Consider the following 19,856-nt stretch of genomic DNA (forward strand, 5'->3'; position numbering starts at 1 on the left):
GCCGGATGGGGCAACGGCCGATGGTTGGGGGCCTCTCAGGTAGAGCCGAGCCCATGCTCGGCTGCTCTTCCTGCAGACCGCGCTGCGCGCGGAAGCCGAGCATGGCTCGGCTCTACAGGGATGCCACGGCGGGTTATTTCTCCCGCCGCCAGTTGATCGACCCACGGTTTTCCACCGTGCTCGACTCCACTTCCACATCAAACCCGCGGCGCAGCAGGTACTTCAGCGTGATCACCGAACCTGCGCCCACCAGCGACACGCCGTACCCCACGTACAGCTTGGGCGAGATGTACTTGCCGACGCCGATCACCGAGCCGCCCAGCGCGCGCGACTGGCTCACGCCTGCATCATCCAGGCCCAGCTTGGCACCCAGCTGCGAGGCGAGCAGGCCACTGCCAGCCGAGAGCGCCGCCGAGGCCGCGTTGACCTGCTGCGCCTGGTCGCTGCTGGCGCCGGTCAGGCTGCGTCCCAGCACCAGATAGGCCAGTGCCTCGGACTGCGACATCGCCGGATCGGACCACACGTCGGCACGCGGTTGCTGGGCACGCCCGGTCACGTCGATGCCGGCGGTGACATCACCGATCCGTCGCTCGGCACGGATGTTGATGCGCGGGTCGGACACCGCGTTGTAGTTCCAGTTGAGGTTGCCGCGGGTGATGGTCAGGTCCTGCCCGTACGCCTTGTAGCGGCCGCTCACTTCCAGGCCGCCATTGGCGGTCATTTCGCGGCCGGGCTTGGCCCAGACCTGCATCTTGCCGGTCAGCGCGCCCTTCAGGCCGAACCCGGTCATCTTCACCTTTTCGCCGAGGCTGACGGTCAGGTCCATGTCCAGCGGCGAGGTGCGCGACTCTTCCGGATCGGCCGGGTCGAGCACCACCACGTCTTCGGACACCGAGGTGCCGCGGTCCAAGCGTTCCAGATCGATGTCGGCCTCGGGCACGTGCACGGTGCCGCGCAGCTCCATCGCCGCCTTGGCCAGGGTGAAGTCGAGGTTGGGGTTGGCGACGATGCGCAGTTCGCTGGTGTTGGACAGCAGCACGTTCTCGCCATGGATCTTCAGCTGCAGCGGCTGCGCATCGCCGAACCACGACAGGCCACCGTCCACGTACAGCGTGCCCTGGCCGGAGTTGGCCTGCGCGGTGATCTTGGCCGAACCGTCGGGCTGGGCCACGAAGCTGCCCTTGCCCTGGTCGAAGGTCAGGCCCAGCGCGGGGAATTCGCCCTTGAAGTTGCTCAGCTGCGCGTCGCCACCCAGCGACGGCTGCCCGCGCGTACCGCGCAGGCTCACGTGGCCCTCGATCAGGCCGGTCGGGCGCACGATGTCCGGCGAGAACAGCTCCAGCCAGTACAGCCGCGACATGTTCAGATAGAGCTCACCGTTCAGTGGTGCACTGGCTTCCCAGCCGGTCTGCATCTTCGCGTCGACGAAGCCGTTGCCCTGGAAGCCCATGCCCAGGTAGCCCTTGATGCTGGCCGGGGTCATGTCGAGCTTCAGCGAGAACTGGTCATAGCGCACCAGCTCGCCGCGGGTGGTATCGCCCACAGTGTTGCGGTTCTCGCCCAGGCGCACGCCGCCTTCCTTCGAGCGCACTTCCACATGGCCTTCCCAGGCCGCGCCACGCGGGCGGATCTGCGCGTCCAGGCTGACGTCGCCGCGCAGATAGATGCGGCGGCCGGACTGCGGCGGCAGCCACGGCTGCACCAGCGCCAGCGGCAGCGCGTCACTGCGCACCACCAGGCCTTCGCGCGGCCAGTTGGCCTGTGCGCACAGCGCGCCGCTGCTGGCGGCGGCCAGGCAGGCTTCGGACAGGGTGTAGGTGCTGCCGTTGATCGCGAACGCCGCCGGTGCACGCAGCGACCACGCATCACCCTTCACCGGTGCGATGCGCAGCGAGGCCAGCTCGCCGCGCCACTGCGTGCCCTGCTGGCGCACGCTGCCCTGCAGCTCGATCGCCCCCATCTCGTTGCGGGTCTGCGCAGCCAGGCGCAGGTTGGAGACACTGCCCTGCGCATCCACGTTCAAGCGCTCCAGCAGCATGCCCGCGTTGACCTGCTGGCCCTGGATCGCCAGCGTGCCGCTGTCGCCGCGCCACGGCAGGCGGCCCTTGATGCTCACGCTTTCGGCGCCGTAGCCGTCCCAGTTGAGGTTGTTGCCGACCAGGTCGGCGGTGATGTCCGGCGCGTCGCGCGGGCCCTTCACCTGTACCTGGCCACGCAGGCCACCGTCGGCGCCCGGCAGCAGATCGCTCAGCTGCAGCGGTTCGAAACGCGCATCGATATCGAGGCGGTCGCCGACCTTGCCCGACGCGGTCACCCGGCTGCTGCCCAGCGACAGCTTCAGGTCGCCCTGGCCCTGCGCGCCCTGCAGCGCGAACTTTCCCTGCGCATCGAGATTGCGCTGGCGCAGCACGCCCTTCAGCGACGGCAGATCGACCGTAGCTTCCAGTGTGCCGGTGGTACCCGGCGGTGCGTTTGCCGGCGGCGGCAGTTGCCGTCCCTTCGAAGCCAGGTTGCCGGACAGCCGGCCGTTCCAGCCCGGCACGAAGTAGCCAGGGTCGAAGTCCTTCAGCGTGGCCTTGGCATCCCAGTCCAGCTGCGGTGCCCACGCCACCTGGCCTTCCACCTGCAGCTGTCCACCCGGCGTCTGCGCCTGCAACTGGTGGATCGACGCGGCCTGGTCGTTGCCGCGTACGTCGAAGCGCAGCTGGGCCTTCTGCTTTTCGCGTTCGACATCGGCGCGGCCGATCGCCGCCCAGGCCTTCAGGGTACCGGCCAGGCCGAAGCGTGCTTCCTTCAGGGTGACCGGCACCGGTGCGCTGCCGGCGGTGTTCGGGTCCGGTGCCGGCACCCAGGTCAGGTCACGCGCGACCACCGAGAAGTTGAGCTTCTGCTGGTCTTCCTGACTGAAATCGGCGGTACCTTCCAGCCGCGCCTCACCGCCAAGGCCCTTCACCAGCAGCGGTGAGACCTTCAGCACCTGGTCCTGCAATGACACCACCGACGGTGCCAGTTCCAGTCCCTGATCGCCCTGCTTTACCTTGCCACGCAGGTTGGCATTGCCGCCCTTGCCGGCGGCGGTGAAGTCCAGCGACAACGGCGCGATCGCCGAGCTCGCCAATGCTGGCGACAGCAGCGCCAGATCCAGCTCGTCGCTGCGCACGCTGGCGTTCCAGGTCGGGTCGGTGCGGCCATCGAACACCAGCATCGCGTGCAGTGGCTTCGGCGCGCGCCCGGCTACGGCCACTTCCATGTGCGACAGGTCTCCGCGGGCGACCAGGCCCACCGTGGCGGCCGTGCGCCCACGCGGTGCCGGCAGCACGGCAGTGACGGTCACGTCGGTGTCGTAGTCCTTGGCCGGGATGTAGCGACCCTGGGCGGTGAAGTTGCCCATGTCGCTGTCCACCACCAGCCTGCGTGCCTGGAACTCGCCATTGGCGATCTCGATGCCACCACGCACGCGACTGATGTCGATCACCGGCTCGTTGGCCTGGCTGATGCGGAAGCCGTCGATGGCAATGGCGTCGGCCTGGATCGCCAGCGGCATCTCGATCTGCGGCAGCGAATCGGGCCACGACGGCAGCTTGAACGGCTCATCGCTCTTGGCCAGGTTCAACGTCGCGTTGCTCAGCTCCAGCTTGTCCAGCAGCAGCTTGCGGCCCAGCAGCGGGCGCAGGTCCGGCTCCAGGTAGGCGCGCTCGGCGTGGAAATGGATGTCGTCGTAACGGAAGTCGACGTTGTACAGGGTCAGCGGCCCTGCCACCGGGCCGTCCACCTTGTCCCAGGTGAAGCTGGCACCCACCGGCAGGCGCGCCACCACCTGGGCCAGCAGTACGTCACGGCCGGCCACGGTCTGCAGCAGCCAGTACACCGCCAGCAGGGCCAGCAGCACCAGGCCCAGCACGCCCACGCCGGACCAGGCCCAGAAGCGGCGGCGGCGGTAGAAACGCACGCGCGGCGGCCTGTTCGGAGTCGGTGCGGGGGCACTCACAGGTCCGCTCCGATGTTGAGGTACAGCTGGAACTGCGAATCCGGGTTGTTCAGGCCGTGCGCGATATCCACCCGCACCGGGCCCACCGGCGATTTCCAGCGCACGCCGAAGCCGACGCCGGTATGCAGGTCGATGGTGTTGTCAAAGGCACTGCCGGTATCGACGAACACCGCCGCACCCCAGGGGCCACCGTTGAAGTAGTGCTCGTACTCGGCCGAGCCGATCACCAGGTTCTTGGCACCCAGCGCATACTTGTCCGGCTTCGGCGTACGCGGGCCAACCTCACGGTAGGCGTAGCCGCGGATGCTGCGGTCACCACCGGCGAAGTAGCGCAGGCTCGGCGGCATCGCCACCAGGTCGCTGGTCCAGGTGGTGCCACCCTCGCCGCGCAGGATCAGGCGATTGCTATCGCCCACCGGGATGTACCAGCGCAGCACGGCATTGGCCTGCACGAAGCTGGTGTCCGAACCCGCACCTTCCACACCGGCGCGCATCGTTGCCGTACCGCTGACGCCCTTGCGCGGGAACAGCTCGTCATCGACGTCGACGTAGTCGGCGACCAGCTGCGGGTAGACCAGCGTCGAGGTGTTGTAGACCGCGTCGGTGAATTCGGTGCCCGAGGCATAGCGCCAGCGCTCGCGCAGCGCGTTGATCGAGGCGATCGCGGTCCAGTGTTCGTTGATTTCGCCGCTGCGGCTGGCGATCAGCTTGAAGTTGCGCAGGTCGATGTAGTCGGTCTGCTCGTCGTAGGCGCTGGCAGCGAAGGTGTACCAGCCATCAAGCCAGTTGAAGGCTGGAATGCGGTAGCTGGTGATCAGGCTCTTGCGCTTCTGCGCATAGTCCAGCTGCGTGTTCATCTTGTGGCCGCGGTTGTTCAGGAACCGCCGCTCGATGCCACCACGCACACCCGGGCCACTCTCGCTGCCGTAGCTCAGGCCCGCGGTGTAGATGGTGCGCTTGGCGCGCGTCAGCTTCACGTCCACCGGCACTTCGCCGTTTTCGTCGGCCTGGTCCGGGCGCGGCTGGATGTCGATCACGCTGAAGTAGTCCAGCTTGGTCAGCGACTCGCGCAGCCGGTCCAGCTTGCCCTCGTGGTAGTAGCTGCCCTGCTCCCAGTACACCAGCGGGTCGAACAGCTTGTCGACGAAGTAGTCCTGCTGGAAGCGCACCGGGCCCATGTTGTAGCGGCGGCCGCTGTCCCAGGTCAGGTCGATGTCGGCCGCGTTGTCGGCGCGGGTGATCTGCACCTGGCGCTGGGTGTAGTCGGCGTCGAAGTAGCCACGCTCGGCCAGGCGCCGGGTGATGGTGATCTTGCTGGCTTCGTACTGGGTGTGCTCGAAGCGCTGGCCCTTGCGGGGCTTGAATGCGGCCAGGTCGTCCTGCAGGTACTGGTCGTACATCGCCGGGCCGGTGATGTCGATGTGCTCGCGGCGCACGGTCACCGGGGCCCCCTTGTCGACATGGATGAGCACGCGCACGTGCTCATCCTGGCGCGGCGCCTCGACCCTGATCACCGGGTTGTAGTACCCGAACGGTTCCAGCGCCTGGCGGGTCTGCCGCTCGGCCTGCGACAGCAGGTACTCCAGGCGCGATTCACCCTGCTCCTTGCCGATCGTGTCGAACAGCGACAGCGATTCCTGGATGTTCTCGATGATTGCGGCGTCGTCGCCCTTGTCCAATCCCTTGATGTCCACCTTGTCGATGGTGCCGCGCGCGTGGGCCACGGAGGTGGCGGCCAGCGACAGGACCATCAGCGGCAGGGCGTATTTCTTTGGCTGCATGCGGCACAGCATACCGACCGGAGGTGACGATGCGAAATGCATCACGTCGTTGGAGATCGGTTGTTAAGTGGCGGTCAAAATACGCGCCTTTGTGGCGATCATCGGAATCGCACGCGAGGATGCCACGCCGCGTGCGGCGACGCCGATGATCCCGATGGACATCCGCCGGCACTACCGATACGGGCGTCAGCTCGACAGATGCTCGATCGCCGCCACCTTGCCCAGGCGCTCGCCCAGCATCGTCAGCAGTGCCAGGCGGTTGCCACGCAGTGCCGGATCTTCCGCGTTGACCATCACGCCATCGAAGAACGCGTCGACCTGCGGACGCAGGCGCGCCAGGCGTGCCAGCACCGCCACATAGTCCTTCTGGTGCAGGCTGGCGCCGGTGTCATCGATGGCGGCGGTGACCGCTTCGGCCAGCGCGCGCTCGGCATCTTCCTGCAGCAGTGCCGCGTCGATCTGCGCCGGAATCTCGCCCTCGGCCTTGCGCAGGATGTTGCGGATGCGCTTGTTGGCCGCGGCCAGCGCTTCGGCTTCCGGCAGCGTCGCAAAGATGCCGATCGCATCCAAGCGGCGGTCGAAGTCGTACAGCGAGGCCGGTTTCAGCTCGGCCACAGCGTTGAAGTGTGAAGCCGGCACGCCCTTGTCGCCGTAGTAGCCCTTCAGGCGGTCGAGGATGAAGTCGTACAGCTCGCCGACGTCGGCCTGCACGTTGCGCGCCGCCAGGCCGCCGTTGGCGCTGGCCAGCAGCGCTCGCAGGTCCAGCTCGAAGCCGCTTTCGATGATCGTGCGGGCCAGGCCCAGCGCGTTGCGGCGCAGGGCGAACGGGTCCTTGTTGCCGGTCGGCTTCAGGCCTGCAGCAAAACCACCGGCCAGCGTATCCACGCGTTCGGCGATGGCCAGCACCTTGCCCAGCGGCGACAGCGCGATGTCATCACCACCGAAGCGCGGCTGGTAGGCCTCGTCGATGGCCAGCGCAACCTCGGCCGATTCACCACCTGCCACGGCGTAGTGGCGGCCGGCGATGCCCTGCAGTTCCGGGAATTCGTTGACCATGCGCGACTGCAGGTCGTTCTTGGCCAGCTCCGCAGCCCGCTTGGCCTGCGCCGGATCGGCACCGACCTGGGCTGCGATCACTTCGGCCAGTGCGGCCACGCGCGCCACCTTGTCGGCCACGCTGCCCAGCTTGGCCTGGTAGGTCACCGTCTTCAGGCCCTCACCCATCGACACCAGGCCCTGCTTCAGATCCTCGTCGAAGAAGAACTTGGCATCGGCGAAGCGCGGGCGGATCACCCGCTCGTAGCCCTTGGCCACTTCGGCCACGTTCTTCGACTCGATGTTGGCAATGCCGATGAACTTCTCGGTCAGCGTGCCGGCCGCATCCAGCACGGGGAAGAACTTCTGGTTGATTTCCATCGTCTCGATCAGCGCTTCCTGCGGCACCGCCAGGAACGCGGGCTCGAAGCTGCACAGCACTGCCGACGGCCATTCGACCAGGTTCACCACCTGCTCCAGGTTGTCCTCGGTGATGCGGGCACTGCCACCGGCCTTGGCTGCGGCGGCTTCGACCTCGGCGACGATGCGTGCGCGGCGCTCGCTCGGATCGACCAGCACGAACGCGGCGCGCAGCGCTTCAACGTAGTCCTGCGGCTGTGCCAGCGACACGGCCTGGTCGTGGTGGAAGCGGTGGCCACGGCTGACACGGCCGGCCTGCAGGCCGAACAGTTCGGCCTCGACCACAGTGGCACCGTGCAGCAGCACCAGCCAGTGCGCCGGGCGCGCGAAGCCCCAGGCGTGATCGCCCCAGCGCATCGGCTTGGGAATCGGCATCGCCGCGATCGCCTCGCGCAGGATTTCCGGCAACAGGCTGGCGGTGCTCGCGCCCGGGGTCACCGCGCGGTGCACGAAGCGCTCACCCTTGTTGTCGGTGGTCTTCTCCAGCGCGGTCCAGTCGATCCCGGCCTTGGCGGCGAAGCCCTGCAGGGCCTTGGTCGGCTGGCCTTCGGCGTCCAGCGCGATGTTCAGATACGGGCCCAGCACTTCGCTGTGCTGTTCCGGCTGTTCCAGGCCGACGCCCGGCAGCAGCACGGCCAGGCGGCGCGGGGTGGACAGCGGGCGCGCATCGCCCAGTTCCAGCGCGATGCCACGCTTGCGCAGGCCTTCGACAACACCGTCAAAGAAGGCCTGGGCCAGGCCCGGCAGCGCCTTGACCGGCAACTCTTCGGTGCCCAGTTCAATCAGCAGGGGGGACAGTTGGCTCATCGTTTCAATCCTGTGGTGGGGGCGCAGCGCGCGACGCGTCCGGCGCCCCGGAGTAAGGGGGAGAGCGCGGCCTTCAGGCCTTCTTCGCGCCCGGGAAGCCCAGCTTCTCGCGCTGTTCGTAATACGCCTTGGCCACCGCCTGGGCCAGTGCGCGCACCCGCAGGATGTAGCGCTGGCGCTCGGTCACGCTGATCGCGCGGCGCGCATCGAGCAGGTTGAAGGTGTGGCTGGCCTTCATCACCTGCTCGTAGGCCGGCAGCGGCAGGCCTACTTCCACCAGCTTCTGCGCTTCGCGCTCGCAGGCGTCGAAACGGTGGAACATTTCTTCCACGTCGGCGTATTCGAAGTTGTAGGTGCTCTGCTCCACCTCGTTCTGGTGGTAGACGTCGCCGTAGGTCACCGGCTGGCCGTCCGGGCCGTAGGTCCAGACCAGGTCGTAGACGTTGTCGCAGTTCTGCAGGTACATGCACAGGCGCTCGAGACCATAGGTGATCTCGCCCAGCACCGGGCGGCATTCCAGGCCACCGGCCTGCTGGAAGTAGGTGAACTGGGTCACTTCCATGCCGTTGAGCCAGACTTCCCAGCCCAGGCCCCACGCGCCCAGCGTCGGCGATTCCCAGTTGTCCTCGACGAAGCGCAGGTCGTGCACCAGCGGATCGATGCCCAGTGCCTTCAGCGAATCCAGGTACAGCTGCTGGATGTTGTCCGGCGCCGGCTTCATCGCCACCTGGTACTGGTAGTAGCGCTGCAGGCGGTTCGGGTTCTCACCGTAACGGCCATCGGTCGGGCGCCGCGACGGCTGCACGTAGGCCGCATTCCAGCTTTCCGGCCCGATCGCACGCAGGAAGGTGGCCGGGTGGAAAGTACCGGCACCCACCTCCAGGTCGAGCGGCTGGATGAGCACGCAGCCCTGCTGGGCCCAGAACTGGTTCAGGGTCTGGATCAGGCCCTGGAAGGTGATCGGAACGGTCGGGGTCGCGGACATGCGTACGAGTCTTGGCCGGCAAGGGGGTGCGCTAGTATAACGGCCGACCTGCGGGGCATTCCGTACCCGGGAGGAGCAGGCAGATGGAACATCGGCTGCCGGCAGGCACGCCCGGCGAGGCGGGCGGCGTCCCGCTGCCCTGGGGACGGCTTCATTTCGAGCAGATTGCCGCGGCTCTGGTCGCCGATGACCTGGTGGCCGAGCAGGACCGCGAGCGCATGCGGTTTTCCGCGCAGGGCGCGCGCAATGCCAGTGAAGTGCATCCGCTGGTACTGCTGTCCAACCTCAAGCTGGCCGCCACGGGCGGCGGCGAACTGACCCTGGAACGCCTGACCGAGTGGCTGGCGCAGCGCACCGGCAGCCGTTACCTGCGCATCGACCCGACCCGGGTCGACGTCGCTGCGGTGACCGCGCTGGTGTCGCATGCCTACGCCCGCCGCCATCGCTTCCTGCCGCTGGCGGTGGATGCCGAGCGCGTGCTGGTAGCCACCAGCGAGCCGCTGGTGCAGGAATGGCGCCGCGACCTGCAGCACCTGACCCGCCGCCGCATCGAGCTGGCAGTGGTCAACCCGCTGGACCTGCACCGCTACACCATGGAGTTCTACGGGGTGACGCGTTCGGTGCGCGGTGCCCGCGGCGACGTGCGCGGCGAGGCCAGCACCACGCTGCCCAGCTTCGAGCAGCTGGTCGAGCTGGGCCGCACCGGCGACGTCAATGCCGACGACCAGCACATCGTGCACATCGTCGACTGGCTGCTGCAGTACGCCTACGAACAGCGCGCCTCGGACATCCATCTGGAGCCGCGTCGCGAGATGGGCCGCATGCGCTTCCGCATCGACGGCGTGCTGCACAAGGTGTTCGAGGTGCCGCCAGCGGTGATGACCGCAGTGGTCAGCCGTATCAAGGTGCTCGGCCGCATGGACCTGGCCGAGCGGCGGCGCCCGCAGGATGGACGCATCAAGACCCGCTCGCCGGGTGGCCGCGAGGTCGAGATGCGCCTGTCGACCATGCCCACCGCCTTCGGCGAGAAGTGCGTGATGCGCATCTTCGACCCGGATGCTGCGTTCAAGAGCATCGACCAGCTCGGTTTCAGCCCGCAGGAGGCCGCCGGCTGGAATGCGCTGGTCGAGCGGCCGCACGGCATCGTGCTGGTCACCGGCCCGACCGGCTCGGGCAAGACCACCACCTTGTATTCCACGCTGAAGCGGCTGGCCACGCCGGACGTGAACGTGTGCACGGTGGAGGACCCGATCGAGATGATCGCGCCGGAGTTCAACCAGATGCAGGTGCAGGCCAACATCGACCTGGACTTCGCCAGCGGCGTGCGCACCCTGCTGCGGCAGGACCCGGACATCATCATGATCGGCGAGATCCGCGACCTGGAGACCGCGCAGATGGCGGTCCAGGCTTCGCTGACCGGCCACCTGGTGCTGTCCACCCTGCATACCAACGACGCGCCCTCGGCGGTCACCCGCCTGCTCGACCTGGGCGTGCCGCACTACCTGCTCGCCAGCACCCTCAACGGCATCCTCGCCCAGCGCCTGGTGCGCACGCTGTGCCCGCACTGCAAGCAGCCGCACACCCTTGGTGCTGCCGACTGGGCGGTGCTGGCTGATAGCGATGGCGCATATCCAGATGCCGCCACGCCCTGTCGGCCGGTTGGCTGCCTGGAGTGCCGGCGCACCGGATTCCTTGGCCGCATCGGCCTGTATGAGTTGCTGCCATTGGGCTCGCGGCTGCGCGGGCAGATCCGCGCCGACATGGATCTGGCCGGTTTCAGCCGTGCCGCACGTGCTGAAGGGCTGCGGACCCTGCGCCAGGCCGGGCTTGAAAAGGTGGCGCAGGGGCTGACTACAATCGAGGAAGTCCTGTCAGTACTGCCGCCCCCGGATGAATCCAGCCCCGTTCCTGATCGTTGAAACCGGCCGACCGGTGCCGCCGCTGCGCCGCTATGGGCGCTTTCCACACTGGATTCGCGTCGCCGCCGGACTGGAAGAACACGAGACGGTGGTGGTCGATGTCGAACACGGTGATGCCCTGCCCGATCCGCATGCCTTTGCTGGCGTGCTGGTGACCGGCTCGGCCGCCTTCGTCACCGACCACGCCGACTGGAGCGAGCGTAGCGCCGCATGGCTGCGCCAGACTGCCCACGCCGGTCTGCCAGTGTTCGGCATCTGCTATGGCCATCAGTTGCTGGCCCATGCGCTGGGGGGCGAGGTGGCCTACAACCCGGCTGGCCGCGAGTCCGGCACGATCGAACTGGAACTGCAGCCGCAGGCGGCACAGGACCCGTTGTTCCAGGGCCTGCCGCAGCATTTCGCCGCCCACGCCACCCACCTGCAGACCGTGCTGCGTGCGCCCGAGGGTGCCCAGGTGCTGGCACGCTCGCCGCTGGATGGCTGCCATGCATTCCGCTGGGGCCGCCACGCCTGGGGGGTGCAGTTCCATCCGGAATTCGCCACCCACCACATGCGCGGCTACGTGCGTGCCCGCGCCGACTGCATCGGTCGCCACGGCGGCTGCGCCCGCACCATCGAGCGCGCAGTCAGCGCCGCGCCGCTGGCCCGCCAGCTGTTGCGCCGTTTCGTGCGCCAGGCGCGGCTGTCTTCAGCCCAGCCGATGGCAAAACAGGGATAATCGGCGGCACGGGCAGCCGCCCGGCCCCTCCTGTCCCTCCCGGATGTCCATGAAAGAGATTCGCAAGCTGCCGGCTTCGGCGGGCGCCCAGTGGTTGCTGGATACGTTCTCCCTGTACCGGCGTGCGCCGCTGCAGCTGGCCCGGATCGGCCTGGCCTGGCTGCTGGTGAGCTGGCTGGTCACCCTGTTGTCCACGCTGATTCCCGGCGCGGCAGGCATGGCCGTGCAGCTGATGACCCTGGCCATCTCGCCGATCATGTTCGGCGGCATGCTCTACGCCGTGGGCGAGATCGACGAAGGCCGCCCGGGCCTGGCCTCGCACTTGCTGCAGCCGATCCGCGACCACCGCGTCAGCCACCTGCTGGTGCCGCTGGCGATCCAGGTGCTGGCGGTACTGCTGCTGGGCGCGCTGCTGTTCATGATGATCGGTCGCGAGGGCTTCACCGCCTTCAGCGAGGTCATGACCAAGATGGAAGAGATCAGCCGCAGTGGCCAGCAGATCAAGCCGGACGATGCCGCCGCGCTGGTCGCCAACCTGCCGGCAAAGCGCATTGCGCTGTGGATGCTGCTGGTGTTCCTGAGCGCGGTGGCGCTGTCGCTGGCGATGTTCACCCAGCCGGCGCTGGTGGTGTTCGACAAGCAGAGCGGCATGCATGCGCTGCGCCTGAGCCTGCAGGGCTGCATCGAAAACATCGGCGCGATGATCGTGTTCGCCGCACTCGGCCTGATCGCCGCGTTCTGCATGTACATCCTGTTCGTGATCGTGATCCAGATCGCGATGCTGATCGGTGGCCCGCTGGCCGCAGCCTTCATCGCCCAGCTGGTACTGACCACGGTGCTGATGCCGCTGTATGTCGGTGCGGTCTACGCCGCGTGGAAGCAGATGTTCGTGCATCGCGGCAGCCGTGCAGCGCCGCCGATCCCGACCACGCCGACCTCGAGCGACGTGTTCCACGCCTGACCGGTCCCACCGGTAGCGCCGGGCCATGCCCGGCCGTGGCATCACATCGCACCCCGCACGCCGGGCATGGCCCGGCGCTACCGCATCATGCGGCGGGTTTCTTCACTACCGACGACGGCACCAGCCAGCGCGCGGCGTGGATGCCCAGCTCGTACAGCAGGCACATCGGGATCGCCAGCATCAGCTGCGAGACCACGTCCGGCGGAGTCAGCACTGCGGCTACCACGAAGATGCCGACGATTGCGTAGCCACGGCCTTCCTTGAACTGCTGCGGCGTCACCCAGCCCAGCAGTACCAGGATCACCATCGCCACCGGCAGTTCGAAGCTGCCGCCGAAGGCGAAGAAGATCGCCAGCACGAAATCCAGGTAGGCGTTCGCATCCGGGGTGATCGCGATCACGTCCGGGCTGAAGGTGGTGAGGAAGTGGAACACCGCCGGCAGCACCAGGAAGTAGGCGAAGGCGCAGCCGATGTAGAACAGCAGCACCGACGACACCAGCAGCGGTACGGCCAGGCGTTTCTCACGCGCGTACAGGCCCGGGGCAACAAACGCCCACAACTGGTACAGCAGCCACGGCACCGCCACGAACAGGGCGACGAAGAAGGTCAGCTTCAGCGGGGCGAAGAAGGCGCCGGCCGGGTTGGTGGCGATCATCGTCTGCCCGTTTGGCAGCTGCGACACCAGCGGTTCGGCCAGCGCGTTGTACAGCTTCTGGGTAAACGGCAGCAGCGCCAGCAGCACCACGCCCAGGCCCAGCAATGCGCGCACCAGGCGGCCGCGCAGTTCCACCAGATGCTCGACCAGCGAGCTTTCGCCGAAATCCTGTTCACTCATGGCTGGCGCTCCGTGCTCTGCGGCGGCGGTGTCGCGGCTGCTTCAGCGGGCGCGTCTGCAGCCGCCCCGGCAACGGCGCCAGCCTGGGCCGGTGGGTCCACGCCGGGCTGGGCAATCATGTGCGGCGGCAGATCGGCCTGCGCCGGTGCTCGCACTTCCTGCGCCAGATCGTCGCCCTGCTGCCGCGCCTGCTGGGCCTGGCGACGGAGCGCTTCGCCACTGGCGCGCAGCTGGTTCTCGGTGTCCTGCATGCCTTGGCGCACGTCCTGCATCTGCCGCTTGATCTCTTCGGCGTGCAGTTCGCGCTCCAGTTCCTGTTTCACCGAATCCCACTGGTTGCGGGCACGACGCACCCACAGGCCGGCGAAGCGGGCCGCCTTGGGCAGGCGCTCGGGACCGAGCACCACCAGAGCGACCACGGCAATCACCAGCAGTTCGCTGAAGCCGATATCGAACACCGCGACCGCTCCGGATCAGCGTGGGTTGCGGTCGTGCTCGTCCTGCACGGTGCGCGAGGCATCCTGGCTGCGCGACTCGTCGCCCAGCTGCGCGTTCGGCTTGTCGTCGTCGCGCATGCCCTTCTTGAATTCCTTGACTGCCGAGCCGAGGTCCTTGGCGCCACTGGTCAGGCGCTTGGTGCCGAACACCAGCAGGACGATGGCCAGCACGACCAACCAATGCCAGATGCTGAAACTGCCCATAAAGACGCTCGTTACGTTAGTGATCAGGCTGTCGAGCATAGCGCACCGGCTGTAAGCCGGCGCGCGTGACGAAAGTCAGTTCCCGCCCAGCGTTTCCGTGCGGATTTCGCCGTCATTGACCGGCTGGAAGCCCTGCTGCTGCGGTGGCGGGGTCTGCGGCACGTTCTGCAGCGGCGCCGTGGTGGCTTCCGCCGGGGCGGCCGGTGCTGCCTGAACAGGCGCCGGCGCAACCGCCGGGGCCGCTGCCGGACGCGGTGCGCTGCCGTTGCCGCTGCGGTTGCTGCGTGCAGCGTAGGTGGCCTCTTCCAGGCGGTCACGGAAGGCCACCACATCCATCGACGGCGAACCGGCAGCGCGGCCTTCGAAGATCATGCGCGGCGTGGTGTTGCTGCCGTAGGCATCCAGATTGGCGGCATCATCGATCTGCAGCACCGCACCATCCAGCGCGACGCCGGCAAACAGGCCGCGCGCGCGCGACCAGGACCAGATCTCGGCCTTCAGCTGGCCGTCGGTGGCAGCGGCGGCATTGCGGCCGACCGGGCCGGCGGCGACACCGGCATCGGCGCCCAGCGTGAACTTGCCATTGACCAGGTTGTCCAGGCTGCGGTCGTTGCGGAACACCAGCACCACGTCCGAGGACTGCACGCCGGCCTGGAAGCCGATGCTGCCGCCGGTCAGCTTCACGAACACCGGATTGGACCAGGCGCCGTTGGGCATGCGCACCGACATCAGGCCGTGGCCACGACGACCACCAATGACCAGACCGGCCTTGATCGTGTCGGGAATGACGATGACCGCGCGGCCTTCGTCGAGCAGTTTGTCCGGAATGCCCTGTTCGGGGATTTCCTGGATTTCAGCAAGCACGCGCACGGCATTGCGCGCACGCTGGTCTTCCTGCGGTCCGGCCATGGCCTGGCTGGACAGCAGGCTGGCGGCGATCAGCAGGGCTTGGATCGGGCGACGCATGGCAGGCTCCAGAAGTCAGTCCATAGGAAGATATAGCAAGTGACTGAAATTAGTAGCGTTGTCATGAATCCCCAATGAGCGTTCCCTGCTCACATTGATGCGCGCTATGCCTGCAATCCGAACCCTGCATCCCGGCACGGCGCCGGATCGGCGACAATACCGCCCATGCTCGACGCACCCGATACCGCCGTGCTGGCGGTCAACCTAGGCACGCCCGAGACGCCGACGGCCCCCGCCGTACGCCGTTACCTGGCCGAATTCCTGTCCGACCGCCGCGTGGTCGCGATCCCGCCACTGCTGTGGCAGCCGCTGCTGCGCGGACTGATCCTGCCCCTGCGCAGCAGTCGTTCGGCGGCCAAGTACGCCCAGGTCTGGCTGCCCGACGGCTCACCGCTGATGGTGCATACACGCCAGCTGGCGCAGGCCATGCAGGCCCTGTTGCCGACCCTGACAGTGCGCCACGCGATGCGTTACGGCGAACCGGCGCTGGCCAGCGAGCTCGACCGCCTGGCAGCCGACGGCGCGCGCCGCATCGTGGTGCTGCCGCTGTACCCGCAGTACTCCACCACCACCACCGCCTCGGTCGAAGACCGCGTCGATGCGTGGCAGCGCCGCAACCCAGGCGTAACCGTCAGCCTGGTGCGCGATTACTCGGTCGATCCAGGCTGGGTCGAGGCCGTGGCCGGATCGATCCGCCGCTACTGGGAGCAGCACGGTCGCGGCCGGAAACTGATGTTCTCCTTCCATGGCATCCCACAGCGCCTGGCCGACGCGGGCGACCCGTATCCGCAGCGCTGCGAGGCAAGCGCGCAGGCCATCGCCCACGCACTGGGCCTGGGCAGGGACGACTGGCAGATGGGTTACCAGTCGCGCTTCGGCCGCGAGCGCTGGCTGCAGCCGTATGCCGAGCCCAGCCTGTGGGCGCTGGCCGAATCCGGCGTGAAGCAGATCGACGTGGTCTGCCCGGGCTTTGCCACCGATTGCCTGGAAACGCTGGAGGAAGTGGCGCTGGGCTTCACCGAGACGCTGGCCGAGCGCGGCGCGACGATGCGCTACATCCCCTGCCTCAACGCCGATCCGGAACACGCTCGCGCCCTGGCGCGGCTGGCCGTGGCCTCGCTGGCATGAGTCTGCAGCCGTTTGAACTGGAGGTCGGTGGCGCGCGCGTCGCCGGCCTGCGCAATCACGGCGACGGCCCGCGCGTGCTGGCCCTGCATGGCTGGCTCGACAATGCGGCCAGCTTCGTGCCGCTGGCGCCGCACCTGTCGCCGTTGCAGCTGGTGGCCATCGACCTGCCCGGGCATGGCCACAGCGCGCACCTGCCGGCCGGTGCCAGCTACACCACGGCCGCCGCGATCTGCCACGTACTCGATGTCGCCGACGCGCTGGGCTGGGACCGCTTCAGCCTGCTCGGTCATTCAATGGGCGCCGGCATCGCCAGTCTCACCGCCTCGGTCAGCGACCGCGTGGAGCGGCTGGTGGCGATCGAAGCACTGGGCGGCCTGCGTGGCCCCGAGGAAGAAACGGCCAACCGTCTGCGTGAACATGTAAACGCCACGCGGGGACTGGCACGCAAGCAGTTGCGCGTGTTCCCTGACCTGGCCGCGCCGATCCGTGCGCGGATGATGACCAACCAGCTCAGCGAAGGATGCGCACGGCTGCTGGTCGAGCGGGGCGTGGAACCGGTCGAGGGCGGCTACCGCTGGTGCAGCGATCCGCGGCTGATGCTGCCCACCGCGATCCGCCTCAGCGAAGGCCAGATCGACAACCTGCTGCAGGCCATCGCCTGCCCGACGCAGGTAATCTATGCCACGCCTGCGCAGTCCTACTACCCCGAGCCGATGCGCAGCGAGCGCCTGCAGCACCTGCGCAACGGGCGGCTGGCGGTGTTTCCCGGCAACCATCACCTGCACATGGAAAACCCGGAACAGATCGCAGACGTGATCCTGCACTTCTTCAGCAACGACAACGCCGGCTGAGTCACGGCGTTCGCGCACTTCACTCCGCGCAGTTGCGGCCGATACATCAGTTGCGGGCCCCTGCGCCCGCCGCACGCGGACCCGGTCGGGCCTGCGGCGTGTGTCTGGTCCTGCAAGGAAGTCCGCATGCCCGCTCTGCTGCACCGTCATCCACAGGATGTGGCCACGGTGCCCCGTCTGCGCGTCGCTGATCGCGTCGCATTCCCCGAATTCCCGGCACCCGCCCTCGTCACGCCCTGCTGCGTGCGTTGCGGCGTGGCCGTTGTCTTTAGCTGACCCAGGAGTCGCCGATGTCCGTTGCATCCTCCCGTCCCCCCGATACCGCCCGCCTGCCGCATCTGCAGCAGCTCGCGCGCCGCGCTGACCGCCGCCTGCTGATCGGCAGCGGGATACTGGCTATGGCTGCCCTGGTGCTGGCGCTGCGTGGGCCGCAGGCACAAGCCGCCGCGTTGGCGGCCGTCGCCGTATTGCCAGCCGCGTGGTTGGGCGGCCCCCAGGCGGGCCGGGCCGTCGCCCGCAACGGTCTGGCGTTGCTGTTGTCGCTGCAGCTGGCCGTGTTGTGCGCGATCATCAGCCTGTCACCGGCATTGCCGATTGCCCTGCTGCTGGGCGTGCTGCTGGGCCACCGTGATCGCCTTCCGGTGTGGCTGGCCGGTGGCGTCGGTACGCTCTCCCTGCTGGCACCGCTGCTGGACGGTACTGCGCTGTGGCCGGCGCTGCTGCAGGCCGCGATGCTGGCCGGCCTGACCCTGTTCCTTGGCCAGGTCGCACTGCGGCTCCGCCAGCAGACCGAAGCACTCGGCCACGGTCCCCGCCGGCTGGCCGCGCTGGCGCGCGACATCGCCACCGGCGCCGATCTTGGTGCACATGCTGACACCACCGCCTACACACCAGGTTCGCTGGCCCATGCGCTGGCCGACACCGCACGCCATGTGCAGGCCCAGCGTGGACGCGAAGCGGAGGCACACGCCGAGAACGCGCAGATCCGCCAGGCCCTCGATGCCTCGCGCACCGCGATGATGATTGCCGACAACGATCACGTGATCCGCTACGTGAACCGCTCGGTGGTGGCCCTGCTGCGTAACCAGCAGGCAACGTTGCGCCAGGCCTTCCCCGATTTCGATGCCGAGCGCCTGGTCGGTAGCAGCATCCATCGCTTCCACGCCAACCCGGACCGGATCCGCGCCATCCTCAATGGCCTGCAGGTCAGCCACAACGGCAAGGTACAGATCGGCCCGGTGCACTTCGCACAGGTGGTTACTCCGGTCTTCGACGCACAGGGCGTGCGCCTGGGCTTCGCCGTGGAGTGGCATGACCGTACCCATGAGCTCGCGTTGGAGAACGCCGTCGCCGGCATCGTCGCGGCCGCCGCCGCCGGCGACCTCGACCAGCGCCTGCAGGCAACCGAAGGTGCCAGCTTCCTCGATGGCCTCACCGGTGGCATCAACCAGTTGCTGGATACGTTGGGCAGTACGGTTGACGAGGTGCGGCAGATGCTCTCGGCGCTGGCCAGCGGCGATCTCGATCGACGCATGCATGGTGAGTATCACGGCGCATTTGCCGCGATCCAGCGCGATGCCAACGCCACCGCCGGCCAGCTGGCGCGCATGGTGGGCCGTATCCAGCAGTGCGCGTCCTCGATCAGCACCGCTGCGAGCGAAATCGCTGCGGGCAATGGCGCGCTGTCCGAGCGCAGCGAGCGCCAGGCAGCGCACCTGCAGGAAACCGCCGCTTCGATGGAAGAGCTGACCGCCACCGTGCGCCAGAACGCTGCCCATGCGCGCGAGGCGAGCCAGCTGGCGATCACCACCCAGAGCGCCGCCAGCGACGGCAACGTCGCCATGCAGCGGGTCGTCGACACCATGCAGGCGATCGAGGGAGCCTCGAAGCGGATCGGCGACATCACTGGCGTGATCGATGGCATCGCCTTCCAGACCAATATCCTCGCGCTCAACGCGGCAGTGGAGGCCGCCCGTGCCGGCGAGCAGGGCCGCGGCTTCGCGGTGGTGGCCAGCGAGGTGCGCGTGCTGGCGCAGCGCTCCGCCGCCGCCGCACAGGAAATCAAGAAGCTGATCGATGAGGCGGGTCGCCAGGTGGGCGAAGGTGCCCAGCTGGTGGCCGATGCGGGCCAGCGGATGCAGGGCATTGTCGGGGGCGTTGAGAATGTCAGCCACCTGATGCACGAGATTTCGGCGGCCTCTCAGGAGCAGTCGGTTGGCATCGAGCAGATCAACCAGACCGTGGTGCAGATGGATCAGGCCACGCAGCAGAACGCGGCGCTGGTGGAGGAGGCCACCGCTGCCGCACGTGAACTGCAGTCGCAGGCTGGGACGCTGACTGAAGCGGTGTCGGTCTTCCGCCAGCAGGAAGCACACGAGGTCCCGCGGGCCGCCTGATCAGGGTCTGCCAAGCGAGTGGATGAGGACGGCGCCCGCAGGGCGCCGTCTTTTTATGCGTGACCTGCCCCTGGTAGTGCCGGCCGCTGGCCAGCAACCGATTGCTGTGTGGGCCTGCTGTTGGTGGCGGCCAACCTTGGTTGGCACCGCTGCTCCTCGCAGGGGGTATCCACGCATGGCGTGGATCTACCGGGCGATGTAATGCCATCGGGTTGCCGGCCAGCGGCCGGCACTACCGGCGTTTGGTACGCACAAAGAAAAACCCCGCTGCGTAAGCAGCGGGGTTTTGGGTGTAAACCCTGGCGATGACCTACTCTCGCATGGCTTGAGCCACACTACCATCGGCGCAGCTGCGTTTCACTTCC

Annotated in this window: 14 protein-coding genes; 6 read left to right on the forward strand and 8 right to left on the reverse strand. The window is 67.8% G+C overall.

Annotation, left to right across the window (positions count from 1 at the left end):
• Positions 1-133: 133 nt before the first annotated feature.
• From O0J15_RS14265 to glyQ, 4 genes are all read right to left on the reverse strand, one after another.
• Positions 134-3,988 (reverse strand): translocation/assembly module TamB domain-containing protein, encoded by a 3,855-nt coding sequence (locus tag O0J15_RS14265; RefSeq protein ID WP_308305834.1) that lies wholly within the window; start codon positions 3,986-3,988, stop codon positions 134-136.
• Positions 3,985-5,781 carry an autotransporter assembly complex family protein gene (locus tag O0J15_RS14270; protein ID WP_308305837.1) on the reverse strand — a complete coding sequence of 599 codons (1,797 nt, stop codon included), beginning with the start codon at positions 5,779-5,781 and terminating at the stop codon, positions 3,985-3,987. The genes O0J15_RS14265 and O0J15_RS14270 overlap by 4 nt, the downstream gene beginning before the upstream one ends.
• Positions 5,782-5,955: 174 nt before the next feature.
• The gene (gene glyS / locus O0J15_RS14275; RefSeq protein ID WP_308305835.1) at positions 5,956-8,031 is read right to left on the reverse strand and encodes a glycine--tRNA ligase subunit beta; all 2,076 of its coding nucleotides are present in this window, start codon (positions 8,029-8,031) and stop codon (positions 5,956-5,958) included.
• Between the two features lie 73 nt (positions 8,032-8,104).
• Positions 8,105-9,016 carry a glycine--tRNA ligase subunit alpha gene (gene glyQ / locus O0J15_RS14280; protein ID WP_019661767.1) on the reverse strand — a complete coding sequence of 304 codons (912 nt, stop codon included), beginning with the start codon at positions 9,014-9,016 and terminating at the stop codon, positions 8,105-8,107.
• Positions 9,017-9,099: 83 nt separating this feature from the next.
• Here glyQ and O0J15_RS14285 point away from each other — a divergent pair, with 83 nt between their 5' ends.
• Genes O0J15_RS14285 through O0J15_RS14295 form a run of 3 tightly spaced genes read left to right on the forward strand, consistent with a single transcriptional unit; the run spans position 9,100 to position 12,614 of the window.
• On the forward strand, positions 9,100-10,935 hold the full coding sequence (locus tag O0J15_RS14285; RefSeq protein ID WP_227844910.1) for a GspE/PulE family protein: 1,836 nt from the start codon (positions 9,100-9,102) through the stop codon (positions 10,933-10,935).
• Positions 10,907-11,653: a glutamine amidotransferase gene (locus tag O0J15_RS14290; RefSeq protein WP_134732171.1), complete on the forward strand. Its 747-nt coding sequence runs from the start codon at positions 10,907-10,909 to the stop codon at positions 11,651-11,653. Before O0J15_RS14285 ends, O0J15_RS14290 begins: the two co-directional genes overlap by 29 nt.
• A gap of 49 nt (positions 11,654-11,702) precedes the next feature.
• The gene (locus O0J15_RS14295; RefSeq protein ID WP_019661770.1) at positions 11,703-12,614 is read left to right on the forward strand and encodes a BPSS1780 family membrane protein; all 912 of its coding nucleotides are present in this window, start codon (positions 11,703-11,705) and stop codon (positions 12,612-12,614) included.
• An 85-nt stretch (positions 12,615-12,699) separates the two neighbouring features.
• Here the strand turns inward: O0J15_RS14295 and tatC are convergent, their stop codons facing one another.
• The 4 genes from tatC to O0J15_RS14315 all read right to left on the reverse strand — a co-directional run bounded on the left by tatC (position 12,700) and on the right by O0J15_RS14315 (position 15,116).
• Positions 12,700-13,449, reverse strand: a complete 750-nt coding sequence (gene tatC, locus O0J15_RS14300) for a twin-arginine translocase subunit TatC (RefSeq protein ID WP_058979271.1) — start codon at positions 13,447-13,449, stop codon at positions 12,700-12,702.
• Complete coding sequence (gene tatB, locus O0J15_RS14305; protein ID WP_019661771.1) at positions 13,446-13,907, reverse strand: Sec-independent protein translocase protein TatB; 462 nt, start codon at positions 13,905-13,907, stop codon at positions 13,446-13,448. Before tatB ends, tatC begins: the two co-directional genes overlap by 4 nt.
• 15 nt (positions 13,908-13,922) lie before the next feature.
• Positions 13,923-14,150, reverse strand: coding sequence for a Sec-independent protein translocase subunit TatA (gene tatA, locus O0J15_RS14310; RefSeq protein ID WP_026347229.1), 228 nt, complete (start codon positions 14,148-14,150; stop codon positions 13,923-13,925).
• A gap of 75 nt (positions 14,151-14,225) precedes the next feature.
• Positions 14,226-15,116 carry a YSC84-related protein gene (locus O0J15_RS14315; RefSeq protein WP_019661773.1) on the reverse strand — a complete coding sequence of 297 codons (891 nt, stop codon included), beginning with the start codon at positions 15,114-15,116 and terminating at the stop codon, positions 14,226-14,228.
• Positions 15,117-15,281: 165 nt separating this feature from the next.
• Here O0J15_RS14315 and hemH point away from each other — a divergent pair, with 165 nt between their 5' ends.
• From hemH to O0J15_RS14330, 3 genes are all read left to right on the forward strand, one after another.
• Positions 15,282-16,244 carry a ferrochelatase gene (gene hemH, locus O0J15_RS14320; RefSeq protein WP_019661774.1) on the forward strand — a complete coding sequence of 321 codons (963 nt, stop codon included), beginning with the start codon at positions 15,282-15,284 and terminating at the stop codon, positions 16,242-16,244.
• Positions 16,241-17,095, forward strand: a complete 855-nt coding sequence (locus O0J15_RS14325) for an alpha/beta fold hydrolase (protein ID WP_019661775.1) — start codon at positions 16,241-16,243, stop codon at positions 17,093-17,095. The genes hemH and O0J15_RS14325 overlap by 4 nt, the downstream gene beginning before the upstream one ends.
• A gap of 290 nt (positions 17,096-17,385) precedes the next feature.
• On the forward strand, positions 17,386-19,491 hold the full coding sequence (locus O0J15_RS14330) for a methyl-accepting chemotaxis protein (RefSeq protein WP_308305836.1): 2,106 nt from the start codon (positions 17,386-17,388) through the stop codon (positions 19,489-19,491).
• The last annotated feature ends 365 nt before the right edge of the window (positions 19,492-19,856 follow it).

Origin of the sequence: Stenotrophomonas sp. Sm10, from assembly GCF_030985515.1 — a bacterium.
Lineage (GTDB): Bacteria > Pseudomonadota > Gammaproteobacteria > Xanthomonadales > Xanthomonadaceae > Stenotrophomonas > Stenotrophomonas hibiscicola.

Excerpts from the sequence above, each read along its gene's own strand:
- O0J15_RS14270 (WP_308305837.1), bottom strand. The coding sequence starts at position 5,781 with ATGCTGTGCCGCATGCAGCCAAAGAAATACGCCCTGCCGCTGATGGTC.
- glyS (WP_308305835.1), bottom strand. The coding sequence starts at position 8,031 with ATGAGCCAACTGTCCCCCCTGCTGATTGAACTGGGCACCGAAGAGTTG.
- O0J15_RS14315 (WP_019661773.1), bottom strand. The coding sequence starts at position 15,116 with ATGCGTCGCCCGATCCAAGCCCTGCTGATCGCCGCCAGCCTGCTGTCC.
- O0J15_RS14285 (WP_227844910.1), top strand. The coding sequence starts at position 9,100 with ATGGAACATCGGCTGCCGGCAGGCACGCCCGGCGAGGCGGGCGGCGTC.
- O0J15_RS14290 (WP_134732171.1), top strand. The coding sequence starts at position 10,907 with ATGAATCCAGCCCCGTTCCTGATCGTTGAAACCGGCCGACCGGTGCCG.
- O0J15_RS14325 (WP_019661775.1), top strand. The coding sequence starts at position 16,241 with ATGAGTCTGCAGCCGTTTGAACTGGAGGTCGGTGGCGCGCGCGTCGCC.
- tatC (WP_058979271.1), bottom strand. The coding sequence starts at position 13,449 with ATGAGTGAACAGGATTTCGGCGAAAGCTCGCTGGTCGAGCATCTGGTG.
- glyQ (WP_019661767.1), bottom strand. The coding sequence starts at position 9,016 with ATGTCCGCGACCCCGACCGTTCCGATCACCTTCCAGGGCCTGATCCAG.
- tatA (WP_026347229.1), bottom strand. The coding sequence starts at position 14,150 with ATGGGCAGTTTCAGCATCTGGCATTGGTTGGTCGTGCTGGCCATCGTC.
- O0J15_RS14295 (WP_019661770.1), top strand. The coding sequence starts at position 11,703 with ATGAAAGAGATTCGCAAGCTGCCGGCTTCGGCGGGCGCCCAGTGGTTG.
- hemH (WP_019661774.1), top strand. The coding sequence starts at position 15,282 with ATGCTCGACGCACCCGATACCGCCGTGCTGGCGGTCAACCTAGGCACG.
- O0J15_RS14330 (WP_308305836.1), top strand. The coding sequence starts at position 17,386 with ATGTCCGTTGCATCCTCCCGTCCCCCCGATACCGCCCGCCTGCCGCAT.